Raw genomic sequence first — 17,061 nt, 5'->3', positions numbered from 1 at the left:
CTTGACAACACAACAGACACAAATTGACATCGCAGCCCTGAGAGATTATTTCTTGGGTTTGCAAGATCGCATTACTAGCGCAATGAGTGCGCTTGATGGTAAAGCTTTTATTGCTGACGAATGGCAAAAACCTGAAGATAGCAAACTCAAGGGCTATGGTCGCACCTGTACTTTGGATGGCGGCAACATTTTAGAAAAAGGTGGCGTAGGCTTCTCGCACGTCCGTGGTGATCAAATGCCGCCCTCCGCTTCCCACCATCGCCCTGAAATGGCTGGTCGTAGCTTTGAGGCACTAGGCATGTCATTGGTATTTCATCCCCATAATCCCAAAGTCCCTACTACTCATATGAATGTGCGCTGCTTTATTGCGCAAGCCCCAGATAAAGAACCGGTTTGGTGGTTTGGTGGTGGCTTTGACCTCACGCCTTATTACGGCGTTGATGAAGACTGCAAACACTTTCATCAAACTGCTAAAGATGCTTTAGACCCCTTTGGTAATGAGCTCTATCCACGCTTTAAAAAATGGTGTGATGAATATTTTTATTTAAAGCATCGTGATGAACCTCGCGGAATTGGTGGCGTTTTCTTTGATGACTTCAATGAACTTGGCTTTGAGAAGAGTTTTGCAATGACCCGTGCAGTGGGTGATTCCTTTATCAACGCCTATTTGCCAATCGTACAACGCCGCTATCAAGATACATTCACACCTGAAGAAAAGTCTTTCCAAGAATATCGACGTGGCCGTTATGTGGAATACAACCTGATCTTTGACCGCGGCACGATCTTTGGACTTCACTCTGGTGGACGAACTGAGTCTATTTTGATGTCGATGCCCCCGGTAGTGCAGTGGTGGTACAACTATCAGCCCAAGCCTGGAACTCCTGAGGCTAAGCTTTACGATTACTATCTCAAGCCACGCGATTGGTTAGCTTGAACGCTCCAAAGAAAATTGGCATCCTCGGGGGAACTTTTGATCCACCCCACATTGGTCACTTAAAGGTGGCTAGTCACTTTGCAAAAGTATTGTGCTTAGATGAGCTACTGCTTATTCCGAGCGGTGAACCATGGCAGAAAGGCTTAGAGATCACGCCTGCAAAAATTCGCCTTCAACTTACCGAAGCTGCTGGCATTGATTTAGCCAGGGCATTTTTATATCTTCAGATCCCCACCCAAATTGGGATTGATCGAATTGAGATGGATCGTGCTGGGCCTAGCTACACTATTGATACTGCGCAAGCGCTCCGCGAGCGCTTTGGCCCAGAGAGTAGTTTGACTTGGTTAATGGGTGCAGATTCTCTAATTCAACTACCGACTTGGAATTCCTGGAAAGGCTTATTTAGGTACATGAACTTGGCAGTAGCCAGCCGACCCCATTTTGATTTGGCTACACAGATGAGTCCTGAAATTGAGGAATTATTAGAGCTACATCAAATAAATGATCCAGCTGCCCTTGAAAATAGTCCTGCTGGCCTCATCTATATTGACAAGAGCCTATCAGTAGACCTTTCGTCTACTGAGTTACGCAATTGCTTAAAAGCTTCCTCTCGTGGCCAGATTGCTTCTGAGCAAATCCCCGCTCACACCTTAGAAATCATTACAAAGCTAGGCTTGTATCAGTAATCAAGCTAAGATCATCCTAAATACTAGAAAATATCATTGAGAAACTATGGAATTACGTAAATTACAACGCGTCATTATTGATGCCTTAGAAGATGTTAAAGCGCAAGATATCCGCGTTTATGACACGACCAAACTTAGTGAGTTATTTGATCGCGTGATCATTGCTACTGGCTCAAGTAATCGTCAAACGCGATCACTGGCGATGTCTGTCAAAGAAGATGTCAACACTCAAGGTGGCGAAGTCATCTCCATCGAAGGCTTAGAGACTGGTGAATGGGTCTTGGTTGATTGCGGCGATATCGTTGTCCATATCTTGCAACCGATGTTGCGCTCTTACTACCAGCTAGAAGGCATGTGGGGTGCAAAACCTGTACGCGTGAAGTTGGCTGGTAGCAAAGGACTTGTAAAGGCCAGCGAGCTTGAAGACGACGAATAAGTTCGTCACGCTTTATTTCCTGCCTGATTCTTAATCTTAGTCATGCGCCTAACGATCGTTTCTGTTGGACACAAGATGCCTGATTGGGTTGCCACAGTAACCCACGACTATGTCAAACGCATGCCAGCAGATTGCAGTATTGACACTAAAGAGATCAAACCTGATCTCACGCCGGCCAAAGAAGCAATCAAGATCGCTGCTGCGATTCCTAAAGGCTCAAGAGTGATTGCCTTAGATGAGCGTGGCAAGGATCAAACAACCCAAAACCTAGCAACTCAAATGGCCTCATGGCGGCAAGAAGGTTTTGATATTACTTTTTTAATTGGCGGGGCTGATGGTCTAGACCCTAGCCTGAAGTCCAATGCGCAAGAGATATGGCGGCTTTCTAGCTTAACCTTGCCACACGCCATGGCTAGAGTGCTCCTCGTTGAACAACTGTATCGTGCCTGGACCATCCTGCAGGGACACCCCTACCATCGTGAGTAATTCTTTGTATTCTTTTATCTACCTCGCTTCGCAAAGCCCACGACGCCAAGAGTTATTAAAACAAATGGGTGTGCGCTTTGAGATGTTGGCGCCAAGCTTCGGTGAAGATAGCGAAAGTATTGAAACCCCTCTTCCCAATGAAAAAGCTCGCGACTATGTTGAACGCGTTACCTTAGCAAAGAGCACTGCTGCTTTGGTGCGCTGGCAAAAGAGTGGTCTTCCCTGGGCGCCGATCTTATGCGCTGACACCACTGTTAGCCTACCAAATCATGGTGAAGGCGAAATTTTAGGAAAACCAATTGATGCAACTGATGCTGCGCGCATCTTGAATATACTCAGCGGAAAAGTTCACGAAGTTCTGACAGCCCTTGCCGTCACTATCGATCCCAGTAAAAAACCACTTTGCTTAGTACAGGTATCCAGGGTGCACTTTGCCCAACTCTCCCAAGAGCAGATAGCTGCTTACATTGCCAGTGGCGAGCCTTTTGGAAAAGCGGGCGCATATGGTATTCAAGGGCTTGGGGGCGCATTTATCCCTTCGATTGAAGGCAGTTATAGCGGTATCATGGGCTTACCTATTTATGAAACCGTACAACTTCTAGGGCGCGCTCAAGTAACACGCATATGAATGAAGAAATCCTCATCAATATCACTCCGCAAGAAACACGAGTTGCTTTAATCCAGCAAGGTGCCGTTCAAGAATTGCAAATTGAGCGAACACGTCAGCGTGGCATTGTTGGCAATATCTACCTTGCTAAAGTAGTGCGTGTACTTCCAGGAATGCAGTCTGCTTTTATTGAAATTGGTCTTGAGCGGACTGCTTTTATGCACGTGGCTGACATTGTCCAAAATAATCCGCAAGCCCAAATTGAAAAACTTTTGTTCGAAGGTCAAACAATCTTGGTGCAAGTGCTCAAGGATCCTCTGGGGACTAAGGGCGCTCGTTTGACAGCGCAACTGAGCATTGCGGGTCGTAACTTAGTCTACCTGCCACCAGCAGGCAGCGATCCTGCCACCGAAAAATATATCGGCGTATCTCAACGCATTGATCAAGCAGAAGAACGTGAAGCGATTAAAACTCGACTTGCTGGACTCATGGCTGCTGATGAAAAAGGCGGCATTATTGTGCGCACTAGCGCCCAAGACGCTTCCGATACAGAACTGTTGCATGACATGCATTACCTGCGTACTACCTGGGAAAACATTCAGGAAGCAAAAATGCACAAGGCGGCGCCAAGCCTGCTTTATCAGGATCTTAGTCTTGCTGAACGTGTTTTGCGAGATGTTGCTAGCGAAGAAACTACGCAAATTCGGGTGGACTCGGCTGAGAACTTTGAAAAGCTTAAGGCATTTACCAGTTTGTATATGCCTAACCTATTAGGCAAACTGACCCTGCATCGTGGTGAACGTGCCCTGTTTGACCTATTTGATGTTGATACCGAGATTAATAAAGCATTAGGTCGCAGAGTGGATCTAAAGTCTGGTGGCTATCTGATGATTGACCAGACAGAATCCATGACGACAATTGATGTGAACACGGGCAGTTATGTCGGTGCGCGCAATTTAGATGACACTGTCTTTAAAACTAATCTAGAAGCTGCTCAAGCTATTGCTCGTCAACTGCGTTTACGTAACCTCGGCGGCATCATCATTATTGATTTTATTGACATGCTAGGTAAAGACCATCAAGAATCCGTGCTTTATGAGCTCAAACGCAATCTTGAACGCGATCATGCTCGCACCTCACTCAGTGAATTTTCTGCTCTAGGCTTAGTAGAGATGACACGTAAACGGACACGTGAGTCCTTAGCTCATATCACCTGCGAGCCATGTGCTACGTGCATGGGCAAGGGTGAGATCAAAACTGCCCAAACGATTTGCTATGAAATTTTGCGTGAAATTGTGCGTGAGCATCGTCAATTTAATCCACGTGAATTTAGAATTGTTGCCGCTCCCGATGTGATTGATTTATTTTTAGAAGAAGAAAATCAATTCTTAGCGCAACTGGGTGACTTCATTGGTAAGCCGATTACCCTGCAAGCAGAGGGTAGCTTCCGCCAAGAGCAATATGACATCGTACTGAGTTAACTGGGCTAATTAACTAGACTCATTAGATTCAATTAGGCGTTCGCGAACTGAATACGGTGTAGATTGGCATAAAGACCATCATTTTTGATTAAGTCTCCATGTGGGCCATTCTCAACAATTTGACCATGGTCTAGAACCACAATCCGGTCAGCATGCTCAATCGTAGAGAGACGATGCGCAATTACTAAAGTTGTTCTGCCGGCCATCAGCCGGTCTAGCGCATCTTGTACCTGGCGCTCTGACTCAGAATCCAAAGCAGAAGTCGCTTCATCCAAAATTAAGATTGGGGCATTTTTATAAATCGCCCGAGCAATTGCAAGCCGCTGGCGCTGACCGCCAGATAAACGATTGCCGTTATCGCCAATCAGCGAATCAATACCTTCTGGCAATTCTTGAATGAGAGCACCCAAATTAGCTGCCTCTAATGCCTCCATGGCTCGCCCCCGATCTATACCCTCTTGACCGGTAGCACCATAAGCTACGTTTGCAGCAATCGTGTCATTAAACAGAATGACATCTTGGCTCACAAAGGCGATTTGTTTTCTGACGTCAGCCAAGACGATATCTTCCAAGGGAATGTCATCCAAGAAAATACGTCCACTAGTTGGCTTAAAGAAACGAGGCAATAAATTTACTAAGGTAGATTTACCACCGCCAGAAGGGCCAACAAAAGCGACTACTTCACCAGGCTTAATGCTAAGATTAATTCCGCGCAAGGCATCTTTTCGACCTACCTCTTGTTGGTACGAGAATCCAACATCTTCAAAACGAATACTACCTTTCGCCTTATCTAAGGACTTCATATTCAGTTTGCGCTCTTCCGCTTCTTCCAATGGCTCATCCATGAGCCCAAAAATCATTTCTGCTGCTGTCAAGCCGCGTTGTAAGGGCTGATTAATGTCAGCTAGGTGCTTCAATGGAGAAATTACTAGCATCATTGCGGTGATAAAGGCTGCAAATCCGCCAACAGTAGTGCCCTCAGTAGCGGACTGCATCAAGGCAATCACCAATACCACCGACAAGGCCATCGAGGCGATCAGCTGGGTTATTGGCTGGTTCAAGCCGCCTGCCACAGCTGACTTTAGAGCAAACTGGCGCAGACGCTCAGCCTTCTCAAGAAAGCGGTTCATTTCATATTGTTCAGCGCCATGAACCTTGACAATTTTATAACCTGCAGCAGCCTCTTCAACGATATAAGCTAAATCACTTGTGAGTGTTTGTTGTTCACGATTAAGCGACCTTAAACGGCGGTTAACCTTACTCATAATGAAAGCGATCACTGGAAAGATAATTAATACAACGAGGGTTAATTGCCAATTTAAATAAATCAGATAGCCCATCAAACCGATGACTGTGAGTGTGTCACGCACTAAGCTAATTAACATTCCACCCATAACGGCAAGAACGTTGTTCACCTCAAATACCACAGCATTAATTAAATTGGATGCGGAGTTCTTTTGAAAAAAAGCTGTTCTCGCGTGCAGCAATGTTTGAAACATTTGTTCGCGCAGTTTAAGGAGAACTGAATTAATCACGCGCGACAATAAATAGTTAGAAAAGAATTGCGCCAAACTACGGACCATTGCTAAGCCAACTAAGAAAACAGGTATCTGCCAAAGCTTACTGTTCAGTTGGCCAGTAAAGCCTTCATCAAGTAAAGGCTTCATCAAAGCGGGTATTGAGGTCTCAGCAGCCGCCACAAAGGCCATGGCTATCAAAGAGCCCATAATCAACCGAATATGGGGTTTAAGGTAGGTAATTAAGCGATTTAGGGCGGTACGGTCTTGAGCATTCATATAATGAATTATGCCCACCTTATCAGTCATACTCATCACCCGCAATGAAGAGGCCAATTTGGACGATTGTCTGGCCTCTCTGGAAGGCATTGCCCAGCAGATCGTTGTGGTCGACACGGCCAGCTCTGACCGCACCCTAGAGATTGCCCAAAACTATGGGGCTATGATTGCCAGCCCACCTGATTGGCCTGGTTTTGGCCCCCAAAAGAACCGTGCCTTGGATCTGGCTACAGGCGAATGGGTGCTGTCTCTCGATGCGGATGAAAGACTCACTCCTGCCCTTCGAACTGAAATTCTGACTGCTATTGCCCATAGCGCCCAGGTAGGCTGCTTTGCCATTCCTCGCCTCTCTTGGTATTGCGGACGCTTTATTCGCCATTCTGGCTGGAGCCCTGACTATGTGGACCGTCTCTTTAAACGTGGCAATGCCCGCTTCTCCGATGACTTAGTGCATGAGCGATTAATTCCTCAGGGGCAAGTAGCCAAGCTCAAAAACCCAATGCTGCATTACAGCTTTATGAACTATTCCCAAGTTCTGCAAAAGTTAGATCGGTATTCCACTGCCTCTGCACAGCAAGCATTTGCCAAAGGTAAAACCAGTCATCCTCTTAAGGCAGTACTTCATGGCTTCTGGGCATTCTTTCGTACCTATATTATTCGCGCGGGCTTCTTGGATGGCGCTCAAGGATTTGCTTTAGCAATCTCTAATGGCCAAGGCACTTACTATCGTTATATCAAGTTGTGGTATCTCAATCGGGATGCTGGTAAATGATTTCGATTTTGTTGGCCACCTATAACTGGCCACAAGCTCTCAAACTTTGCCTAGAGTCACTTGCGACACAGACTGATCGCAATTTTGAAATCATCATTGCTGATGATGGTTCCACTGATAGCACCAAGCAGCTGATTCAGCAGTTTATAGCGTCTTGCCCTCTACCAATTAAGCACTTATGGCAAGAGGATCAAGGGTTTCGGAAAACCATCATTCTTAATCAAGCCATCGCTGCTGCACATGGTGACTATTTGATATTTTTAGATGGTGACTGCATTGTGCAGCCTGATTTTGTTGCACGTCATCGACAATTAGCACAAGCAGGATGCTTGGTTACTGGTAGCAGAGTGCTCCTCAATGAAAAACTGACTCAAGAACTGATGACTTGGCCTCATTGGGATTTTCAACGCTTCAGTAGCAGCCTTCTGGGCACGCGCCTAAGTGGTGGCATTAATAAATACTGGCCCCTTAAAATCAAGTTTGGTAATGGCTCTTGGCGAGACTATAAAAAGTTCGTTTGGCGCCGGATTAAAGGTTGCAATATGGCGTGCTGGAAGTCAGATGCCGAGGCCATTCATGGTTTTGATGAAACGATGACTGGTTGGGGTCATGAGGATGCTGATTTTATCTTTCGCTTACAGCGCCACCACATCATTCGCAAATCAGGATCGTGGGCTACTGAAGTCCTGCACCTCTTTCATCAGATTCATGATCAAAGTAATGCTACCCAGAATGCCCGCCGTGTCCGTGAAAAGATTCTAGCGAAGGCTATGTAAGTAAATGACTGCCTTCTCAGACCTCAAACCTAAAAAAGTATTATTCATCGCCACCCGGCAAATTGGCGATGTCTTGGTCACTACCCCCCTGATTAGTAAGGCTAGAGAACTCTGGCCAGATGCAGAATTTCACTTTCTAGGCTATCGCGGCAAGCTCGATATGCTTTACGGTAACCCCGATATCACTGAAATGATTGAAACCTCAGATCGTCCGGGCATTAGAGAATATCTTTCTCTCTTTAATCGACTGTTTCAGCGCTATGACTTAGCCATCATTACCCAGCCTAGCGACCGTGCCTATCTTTATGGTCTCATTTCTGCTTTCAGAAGAGTGGGTGTTTTGGGTGGGCACCCTCAAGGCAAAGATGTAGAAGATAAATCCAAGAGAAATAAAAGCGAAAAACAAAATGCTTGGAAGAAATTCATCTGTATGCATGCTGTGAACGTAGATTACTTTAAGCAACACGTGATTGCAGAAAAGTTGCGTTTACTCGAAATCTTCTTCAGAAACCCAGCGGACTTATTTAGCAAACCGATTGCCGTTACCCCGCCCGAAGGTGAAGCTCTCACTCCTGTAATTGCGAATGGGCTGGTGCAGCCCTACGTGGTGGTTCATCCAGGACCGCTAACGGCTTATAAGCGTTGGCCTCTAGCACATTGGCAACAACTCATTACTTACTTAGTGAAAAAAGATTTACAAGTGGTATTAAGTGCATCGCCGGCTAAGCAAGATGTGCAACTCAACCGCGACATCATCTCTCTTTTGGATGATAAAACTGCTGCAAAAGTGATTAACGCTGCAGGTAAGCTATCGATTCCACAAGCAGGAACACTATTGCGGGGTGCCGCCTTATATATTGGTGTGGATACCTCTATCACCCACTTAGCAGCAGCTTGTAACACTCCTACGATTGCTTTATTTGGCGCCACTCCACCAACCAACTTTGGCCCATGGCCAAATGGCTTTATTGGCGAACAACCTTATGAACTTCGGGCCCGTACGCAAACTGTTGGAAATGTCACCATCTTGCAAGGTCCTGGTGAATGTGTGCCTTGCCGCAAAGCAGGCTGCCTTGATCGTGCCGATAGCAATAGTGAGTGTTTGGATTTACTAGAGCCCGCTCAAGTGATTACAGCAATTGAGCAAGCGATCACACTAACTTAGTGGTACTGAACCTGTACAGGATCTTTTTGTTTCGAGGTTAGCAATTGATTGAGGCTATGTAGACAAGCGTCATCAGGGTAAATGCGCAACTCTTCTGGGAATTGCATTAAGCAAGCGCCCCCACTAGTAGTAACGGCAGCGGTGAGCATCAAACCTTTCACGCCATCATTGGAGCCCGGCATTACTGGAGGAGGAGCACCCTTCTTTGGATCTCTGACACGATTGGCCATTAAATAAGGTCCAATTTGACTCCGTAGCATCTTTAAGTCAATTGCTGAATCAATACAGACATGTACGTTTCGGGCAAAACGCATGCGCGCACCAGTAATATCCATCACTGCTTCAGAGACAACCCGCATACCGCCCGAAAATTTATCAGGTGTCACGTTGACCTTAGCAATCAACATCTCATCCTCTTTGAGCCAGGAACGATTCGGCTCATACACTTCGCTATAGAGGGTTACCTCAATAGCAGCACTACCATCATCAATTGTCGCAATCATCATGCGGCCCCGTTGGCCAGTGAGCATCCGTGCCGAAGTAATAATGCCGGCGATCAACTGATCCTTGCCTTCAGCTACTTTAGCTAGAGGTTGGCGGATGAAATGGGCCGTCTCATCACGATAAGCGTCAAACATATGTCCGGTGAGGCAAAGTCCTAAAGCAGTCTTTTCTTCTTGGAGGCGTTTTTTCTCGGACCAAACTGGTTCACGTACTAGCTCTGGCAGATGTCGATCTTCTTCGCCAGCAGCCTCAAACAAACTCACCTGATGAATGGAAGCCTCAGCCTGCTCTGCAGCTTCAATTGCTCTTGCCAAAGAAGCTAGCAGAGTAGAACGAATGTCGTAGAGATTGCCGCCCGCAGGCACTGAATCACGATAGAGACTGTCAAATGCTCCCGCGCGCATCAGTGCTTCAATCGCACGGCGATTAACTTGTCTGCGATCTACTCGTGCGCAGAAATCAAATAAGTCTTTAAATGGCCCACCAGTCTCGCGCGCTTTGACAATAGCTTCAATCGCGGCCTCGCCGGTCCCTCTGACAGCGCCTAAGCCATAGCGAATATGGGCAATTGGCATATCTGCTGCGGCATCAGGAGCACGCAAGGGTGTGAAATCGTATACCCCTGTATTGATATCGGGTGAGAACACCCGAATCTGATTTACTAAGCAATCGTCATACAAAATCTTCACCTTATCGGTGTCGTCCATGGCAAGCGATAAGTTGGCCGCCATAAATTCGGCTGGGTAGTAGGCTTTGAGCCAAGCGGTTTGATAAGCTAAGAGCGCATAAGCAGCAGCATGAGATTTATTAAACCCATAGCCCGCAAAACGTTCCATCAAGTCATAAATCTCGTTTGCCTTACCTTCACTAATACCGCCTGCTTTTGCGCCTTCACTAAAGATCTTGCGATGCTGCGCCATCTCTTCTGGCTTTTTCTTACCCATGGCACGACGCAACATATCAGCACCGCCTAATGAGTAACCGCCAATCATCTGGGCCATCTGCATCACCTGCTCTTGATAGACCATGATGCCGTAGGTCTCACGGAGCACTGATTCAATTCGCGGATCTGGATACTCTACTTTTTGACGACCATGCTTACGCTCAATGAACTCTGGAATCAGATCCATTGGGCCTGGGCGATATAAGGCTACGAGCGCAATGATGTCTTCAAAACGGTCAGGCTTGGCTTCCCGAAGCAAGCTTTGCATCCCGCGGCTTTCTAATTGGAACACTGCAACGGTATTGGCTTTCTTGAGAACCTCAAACGCTTTTTCATCATCAAGCGCCATCTCGCTGATAGTCCAATCCTTGCGATCGGTATGGAGCGCTTTAATCCAGCGCTCTGCTGCAGCCAAAATAGTCAGGGTGGTCAATCCCAGAAAGTCGAACTTCACCAAACCAATAGCCTCCACATCATCTTTATCAAACTGACTAATCACGGAGCTACTATCTTGATCCTTAGTCTCTTGCGTGTAGAGTGGGCAAAAATCGGTTAGGCGCCCAGGAGCAATCAATACGCCACCAGCATGCATACCGACGTTGCGAGTCATACCCTCTAATTGCTGCGCAAGAGAGAGTAGTTGGCGTACCTCATCTTCATTCTTCTCACGCTCAGCTAATTGCTTCTCTTCTTTCTTGGCCATTTCAATCGTCATGTATTGACCTGGCTTATTCGGAATCAATTTGGCAATGCCGTCAACGAAGTTATAGCCCTGCTCCAACACGCGGCCCACATCCCGAATCGCTGCGCGTGCTGCCATCGTTCCAAAGGTAGCAATTTGACTCACGGCATCCTTGCCGTATTTATCTTTCACATACTGAATCACCCGGTCACGACCATGCTGGCAAAAGTCGATATCAAAGTCAGGCATCGATACCCGCTCTGGATTTAAGAAACGCTCAAAGAGCAGGTTATAGCGCAGTGGGTCAAGGTCAGTAATGCCTAGAGAGTAAGCTACTAAGGAGCCTGCCCCAGAGCCACGGCCAGGGCCTACCGGTACGCCATTATTTTTAGCCCAGTTAATGAAGTCTGCCACGATTAAGAAGTAGCCCGGAAATCCCATTTGAGAAATCGTCTTGACTTCAAATACCAAACGCTCGTGATAACGCGGCATCTCTTTAGCGCGCTCCTCTGCATCTGGGAAGTTACGCTCCATATGCCGCTCTAAGCCCACCTCGGAAAGTGCGAGGAGATATTCATCAAGGGTAATGCCGGGAGGAGTCGGAAAATCAGGTAAGCGTGGTTGCCCTAGTACGAGTGATAAGTTACAACGCTTGGCAATTTCAACAGAGTTTGCTAACGCAGCCGGCAAATCTGAAAAGCGCTTTTCCATTTCTGCTTGCGTTAGGAAGTATTGCTCATCGTTAAATTTCTTGGTACGCCGTGGGTTACCAAGTAACTCGCCCTCAGCAATGCAGACTCTTGCTTCATGGGCTATGAAATCGCTCTTTTTCATGAACTGCACTGGGTGGGTTGCCACCACTGGTAGATTGAGCTCAGCAGCCAAATGGCAGGCTAGCTGGAGCTGCTTCTCATCTTGCTGATGTCCCCCACGCTGAACCTCAATATAAAAAGACTTGGGGAATAATTTTGCATAGCGTTTTGCAGCTATTTTGGCTTGCTCTTCTTGACCTGCCAATAAAGCAGTGCCTATCTCACCCTGGCGCGCACCCGACAGGGCAATTAATCCATAAGTTAAGGTTCTTTTAGCGCTCTTATCTTCCGCTTTAGCGGCGGGCTCACTAAACCAAGCAGAGTCAACTTCAGCGCGACCACGCGATTGGTTTTCCAAAGAAGCTCTACTAAGTAATTCACAAAGATTGAGATAGCCAGAATGGTTTTGCACTAAGACTAATAAACGATGGGGTTGATCTGGGTCTTGGGGATTGCTCACCCAAACATCAGCACCGGTAATGGGTTTAATACCGGCGGCACGTGCTGCGGTATAAAAACGCACCAATCCAAATAAATTACTCAGATCGGTCAGGGCTAAGGCACCCATTTCATCTTTGACAGCAGCAGCAACGGCATCGTCAATACGAACGATCCCATCCGTAATTGAAAACTCGGAATGGAGGCGAAGATGTACAAAATGGGGTGAAGCCATGAGATGATTTTAGCTGTGTCTATATTGAAAAACCCCTCATCCCCAGCCGACGGCTACCGCGGGCGATTTGCCCCCTCTCCCACCGGCCCACTCCATGCAGGATCCTTGCTTACCGCCCTGGGAAGCTGGTTAGATGCCCGTAAAAATGGGGGTAAATGGCTGCTCAGAATCGAGGATTTAGATACCCCCAGATGCATCCCTGGGGCTGAGCAGCAAATCCAAGCCCAACTCCTTGCCTGTGGCCTTTCTTGGGATGAAGAACGCACCTATCAATCCCAGCGCCAAGATCTCTACCAAGCCGCTTTAGAGCGCCTGGCAGGGCTAAATCTACTCTACCCCTGCACCTGTTCTCGGCAAACCATTGCAAATGCCCTAGCTAAACTAGGTGTACTTACTCCCCGCAATCAGGAGATGGTCTATCCAGGGACTTGCAGGCCCAATCCCTTAGAGGTTCATTTACCAAAATTATTCAGTACGCCCAAAGTTGCTTGGCGACTCGCCCTTCCCCAGCATTGCCAGATTGAATTTGAGGATTTGGCACTAGGTCATCAAAGCCAAGATCTCAATCAAGAGGTGGGTGATTTTGTTCTACGCAGAAATGATGGAGTATTTACCTATCAACTTGCAGTGGTGGTAGATGATGCACAGCAAGGTATTACACATATTGTGCGTGGTGAAGATTTACTCAGCAATACTGCCCGGCAAATTCATCTACAGAAGGTGCTGGGATATCACACAGCGCAATACTGGCATCTACCTCTCGTACTTGATGAGCATGGCGAGAAATTGAGCAAGCAAACTTTAGCAACTCAGATCAATACCGAAGATGAAAAGCACTCGCTTGCAGAATTACGCAAGGCAGCACAGCATTTGGGATTAAGAGATTTGCCTGATGGTGAAAATATCACCATTGCAGAGTGGCTCTTGGCTGCCACTCGTGCTTGGAGAAGTTAATGAACTACTTTATTTCTTTTTAAAGCCACCAAGTAAAGCCCCTACCGTGGGCTTAGCCGCCACAATGCCCACTTTTTTCTCTTCGGGCTTTGCGCCTTCTGTAGATGGTGGAACAGCAGTGGGTTCATAAGGCTGATAGAAAAATGGGTCTGATATTTTTGCTGGTGTAGTGTTGGATGAGGATCTACTAGATGAAGCACTGCCGGTTCTACTTGATGCAGCACTATTTGAAGGCGCTCTACTTTGTGAAGGAGCACCTTCTGGCAAAGGCTTGACTTCTAACTTACGCTTCATCAATTTTTCGATGTCATCGAGTAAGCGCTTTTCGCTAGCATCTACTAGAGCAATCGCATCACCGGTGCTGCCTGCACGACCAGTGCGGCCAATACGGTGAATAAAATCTTCAGCACTGTAAGGCAACTCATGATTAATCACGCAGGGCATATCCGGAATATCTAAGCCACGGGCTGCAACGTCAGTTGCGACTAAAGCTTCAATCGCGCCTGATTTAAATGCATCTAATGTGAGAGTGCGCTCACCCTGACTCTTATCACCATGAATTGCGCCCGCTTTGATGCCATCGCGCTCAAGTGCACGAGACAATCTGGCACATCCTAAACGACTGTTGGTAAAAATGATGCATTGACGGGATAAACCTTGGCGGGTGCGCTCTTCCAGTACTCTGACTATGGCGCGTTGCTTATCTGCTGAGGCCACCATATGGACTACTTGCTTCACCGTATCGGCTGCAGCGTTCTGACGTGCTACCTCAACTGTGACAGGAGTACGCAAATAGCTTTGCGCCAGTTTTTTAATTTCTGGCGAGAAGGTTGCGGAGAATAATAGAGTTTGTCTTTGCGCTGGAATTAAATTAATGATGCGTTGCAGGTCTGGCAAGAAACCCATATCCAGCATGCGGTCAGCTTCATCCAGAACCAGAATTTCTACTTGGGATAAATTGGCAACCTTTGAGCCAATGTGATCAAGCAAGCGGCCTGGTGTCGCAATCAAAATCTCGATGCCGTTACGCAAAATCGCAACTTGCTCTTTCATATCCACGCCACCATAGACCACGGCGGCACGTAAATCAGTATGTTTGGAATAGCTTGCGGCATTCTCAGCTACTTGCACTGCCAACTCTCTGGTGGGCGTCAGCACTAAGGCGCGAATCGGATGGCGCGCAGGTGATGCGCTATTACTAGCGTGGCGCAAAATCTGTTGGATGATTGGCAATACAAAGGCGGCAGTTTTACCAGTACCAGTTTGTGCCGCGCCCATTAAGTCTCTACCCGCTAAAACATGTGGAATCGCTTGCGCCTGAATCGGCGTTGGGATGGTGTAGCCTTGGTCAGATACCGCCTTTTGAATCTTTGGGTCTAAACCAAAATCAGCAAAAGTGATTGTTGCCGGAGTAGCGGCAGGGGCGACTGTGTCGTCAAGCCCTGTAGAAGAAGTTATTTCAGTATCAGTATTTATCAAAAGAAAACTTATAGGATGGCCGCGATGCCAGCCTTAGCAGTGGCAGCATCCTCGGTCGATTTAACGCCGGAAACGCCGACTGCGCCGATGGTGAATCCATTTACATCGATATTGACCCCACCTTCTAACATCCCTGAAATATGTGGGACAGATAAAAAGGATGTGCGGCCGTTATTAATAATTTCTTCATAAACACGGCTCTCGCGTTTACCCATTGCTGCAGTACGCGCCTTCTCTTGCGCAATATATGAAGATACAGGAGCACAACCATCACGACGAATTAACCCCAAGAGATGACCACCATCATCACAAACAGCAATCGTCACCGCGAAATTATTTTGGGCAGCATATTGATCAGCTGCGTCCAAAATCTTTTGCGCATCAGCTTGAGTTAAGTAAGGTTTAGTAGCTAACATGTTTGTCTTTCTGTCTCGAATATGGTGTATCTAATCAGTGCACTTCTATATAAGTACTGGAATTATAAGGGGTGCAGCCCGATTCGCCCTGAGGAATCCAGGCCCACCAACCCTAAATGGCCTAACTTAGCCCCAGCACTGCTTATTTAAGGAACTCCTGGGCTGCGACTACGCCGCTTGCCTTGGGTTTGTAGCCCATCGAACCTAAACTCATTTCTACCCCACTTAAGGCGGCCATTAGGTTGAGTTCATTGCAGTCGCCCAAATGACCAATACGGAATGCCTTGCCTTTGATCTTGCCAAGGCCAGTTCCTAAAGAGAGATTGAACTTCTCTAAAGCATGTTTACGTAGCACATCCGCATCCATCCCTTCAGGTGTAGCAATACACGTGAGTACCGGTGAATAGCAATCCTTATCTTGACACTGAATCTCTAAGCCCCAAGCATTCACCGCTTCACGACAAGCTGCGGCTAAACGTTGATGACGGGCAAAAATGGTATCGAGACCCTCAGCCATCATCATGTCCATTGCCTCATGTAATCCATACATGAGATTAGTGCTTGGTGTTGTAGGCCAGAAACCATTTTTATTCGATTCGAGGATTTCATCCCAAGCCCAATAGGCCTTATGCATTTTGTTGCTCTTACTCACCTCAATTGCCTTTGCTGATAAAGCATTAAAGCCAATCCCAGGTGGCAACATCAAGCCTTTTTGTGATCCAGAAATCGTCACGTCTGCGCCCCATTTGTCATGCTCATAATCTGCGGAACCTATGCCAGATACGCTATCAACCAATAACAAAGCGGGATGCTTTAAGGAATCAATTGCTTTACGAACGTTAGCAATATTAGATGTCACTCCAGTAGAGGTTTCGTTATGCACAACACAAACCGCTTTGATCTCGTGCTGCGCATCTTTACGTAAACGCTCTTCAATTACTGCAGCATCTACACCCCAACGCCAAGAATCTTGTCCAGCCTTACCCACTACTTCAACCTCAAGACCTAGACGCTTACCAAGAGCGCGCCATAAATTCGCGAATTGGCCGGTTTCATAAAAGAGCACCTTGTCACCAGGACTGAGAACGTTAACTAATGCGCCTTCCCATGCGCCAGTGCCAGAAGCTGAATAAATAATGACGGGTTGATTAGTCTTAAAAATCTTTTTAATACCATCCAAAACCTTTAAACCAAATTGACCAAACTCAGGACCACGATGGTCGATAGTTTGATAGCTAATCGCACGCAATACGCGTGGCGGAACTGGGCTTGGGCCAGGAATATGTAAGAAATGGCGTCCAGATGCGTGGTTATCGAGTTTGAGCATGTTTTGTCTCGCTGGGTTTGGGTTAAATAATCCCCCTAGTGTAAGACAATTTTTGCCAATTTTCTATTTTGTATACAAAATATTTACAGAAAAACTTAAAATAAAGCCATTATTTAGCATTTAAAGCCTATA

General features: G+C 46.8%; 14 protein-coding genes and 1 pseudogene. 10 read left to right on the top strand and 5 right to left on the bottom strand.

Going from position 1 to position 17,061, the window contains the following annotated elements; genetic code table 11:
• The first annotated feature begins 22 nt into the window (after window positions 1-22).
• From hemF to rng, 6 genes and pseudogenes are all read left to right on the top strand, one after another.
• Window positions 23-934, top strand: coding sequence for an oxygen-dependent coproporphyrinogen oxidase (gene hemF / locus ICN29_RS09600; protein WP_216132977.1), 912 nt, complete (start codon window positions 23-25; stop codon window positions 932-934).
• Complete coding sequence (locus tag ICN29_RS09595) at window positions 931-1,620, top strand: nicotinate-nucleotide adenylyltransferase (protein WP_216132644.1); 690 nt, start codon at window positions 931-933, stop codon at window positions 1,618-1,620. The genes hemF and ICN29_RS09595 overlap by 4 nt, the downstream gene beginning before the upstream one ends.
• Window positions 1,621-1,666: 46 nt before the next feature.
• Window positions 1,667-2,053 (top strand): annotated as a pseudogene (gene rsfS, locus ICN29_RS09590) (ribosome silencing factor); the annotation flags it as partial.
• 45 nt (window positions 2,054-2,098) lie between these two features.
• Window positions 2,099-2,542: a 23S rRNA (pseudouridine(1915)-N(3))-methyltransferase RlmH gene (rlmH, locus tag ICN29_RS09585; RefSeq protein WP_216132640.1), complete on the top strand. Its 444-nt coding sequence runs from the start codon at window positions 2,099-2,101 to the stop codon at window positions 2,540-2,542.
• The gene (locus tag ICN29_RS09580; protein ID WP_369411667.1) at window positions 2,535-3,170 is read left to right on the top strand and encodes a Maf family protein; all 636 of its coding nucleotides are present in this window, start codon (window positions 2,535-2,537) and stop codon (window positions 3,168-3,170) included. Before rlmH ends, ICN29_RS09580 begins: the two co-directional genes overlap by 8 nt.
• The gene (rng, locus tag ICN29_RS09575) at window positions 3,167-4,630 is read left to right on the top strand and encodes a ribonuclease G (protein WP_216132638.1); all 1,464 of its coding nucleotides are present in this window, start codon (window positions 3,167-3,169) and stop codon (window positions 4,628-4,630) included. The genes ICN29_RS09580 and rng overlap by 4 nt, the downstream gene beginning before the upstream one ends.
• 32 nt (window positions 4,631-4,662) lie before the next feature.
• On the opposite strand, the gene msbA is transcribed toward rng, so the two are convergent.
• Window positions 4,663-6,426, bottom strand: coding sequence for a lipid A export permease/ATP-binding protein MsbA (gene msbA, locus ICN29_RS09570; RefSeq protein WP_216132636.1), 1,764 nt, complete (start codon window positions 6,424-6,426; stop codon window positions 4,663-4,665).
• Between the two features lie 10 nt (window positions 6,427-6,436).
• On the opposite strand from msbA, the gene ICN29_RS09565 reads away from it, so the two are divergent.
• Genes ICN29_RS09565 through ICN29_RS09555 form a run of 3 tightly spaced genes read left to right on the top strand, consistent with a single transcriptional unit; the run spans window position 6,437 to window position 9,139 of the window.
• Window positions 6,437-7,198, top strand: a complete 762-nt coding sequence (locus tag ICN29_RS09565) for a glycosyltransferase family 2 protein (protein ID WP_216132634.1) — start codon at window positions 6,437-6,439, stop codon at window positions 7,196-7,198.
• Window positions 7,195-7,974 (top strand): glycosyltransferase family 2 protein, encoded by a 780-nt coding sequence (locus tag ICN29_RS09560; RefSeq protein ID WP_216132632.1) that lies wholly within the window; start codon window positions 7,195-7,197, stop codon window positions 7,972-7,974. The genes ICN29_RS09565 and ICN29_RS09560 overlap by 4 nt, the downstream gene beginning before the upstream one ends.
• 4 nt (window positions 7,975-7,978) lie before the next feature.
• The gene (locus ICN29_RS09555) at window positions 7,979-9,139 is read left to right on the top strand and encodes a glycosyltransferase family 9 protein (RefSeq protein WP_216132630.1); all 1,161 of its coding nucleotides are present in this window, start codon (window positions 7,979-7,981) and stop codon (window positions 9,137-9,139) included.
• On the opposite strand, the gene dnaE is transcribed toward ICN29_RS09555, so the two are convergent.
• Window positions 9,136-12,753: a DNA polymerase III subunit alpha gene (gene dnaE / locus ICN29_RS09550; RefSeq protein ID WP_216132629.1), complete on the bottom strand. Its 3,618-nt coding sequence runs from the start codon at window positions 12,751-12,753 to the stop codon at window positions 9,136-9,138. The two genes, ICN29_RS09555 and dnaE, sit on opposite strands and share 4 nt — an antisense overlap.
• A gap of 3 nt (window positions 12,754-12,756) precedes the next feature.
• On the opposite strand from dnaE, the gene gluQRS reads away from it, so the two are divergent.
• A complete protein-coding gene (gene gluQRS / locus ICN29_RS09545; RefSeq protein WP_216132627.1) occupies window positions 12,757-13,707 on the top strand; it encodes a tRNA glutamyl-Q(34) synthetase GluQRS in 951 nt (316 codons plus the stop codon).
• Window positions 13,708-13,716: 9 nt separating this feature from the next.
• Here gluQRS and ICN29_RS09540 read toward each other — a convergent pair whose 3' ends face one another.
• The 3 genes from ICN29_RS09540 to ICN29_RS09530 all read right to left on the bottom strand — a co-directional run bounded on the left by ICN29_RS09540 (window position 13,717) and on the right by ICN29_RS09530 (window position 16,929).
• Complete coding sequence (locus ICN29_RS09540) at window positions 13,717-15,186, bottom strand: DEAD/DEAH box helicase (protein ID WP_216132625.1); 1,470 nt, start codon at window positions 15,184-15,186, stop codon at window positions 13,717-13,719.
• 8 nt (window positions 15,187-15,194) lie between these two features.
• Window positions 15,195-15,602, bottom strand: coding sequence for a GlcG/HbpS family heme-binding protein (locus ICN29_RS09535; RefSeq protein ID WP_216132623.1), 408 nt, complete (start codon window positions 15,600-15,602; stop codon window positions 15,195-15,197).
• Between the two features lie 142 nt (window positions 15,603-15,744).
• Complete coding sequence (locus ICN29_RS09530; RefSeq protein ID WP_216132621.1) at window positions 15,745-16,929, bottom strand: pyridoxal-phosphate-dependent aminotransferase family protein; 1,185 nt, start codon at window positions 16,927-16,929, stop codon at window positions 15,745-15,747.
• Window positions 16,930-17,061: the final 132 nt, after the last annotated feature.

The sequence above is a fragment of the Polynucleobacter nymphae genome, assembly GCF_018882155.1.
GTDB lineage: Bacteria > Pseudomonadota > Gammaproteobacteria > Burkholderiales > Burkholderiaceae > Polynucleobacter > Polynucleobacter nymphae.
The sequence above is the reverse complement of the archived record's forward strand: the minus strand, read 5'-3'. Positions and strand labels throughout refer to the sequence as shown.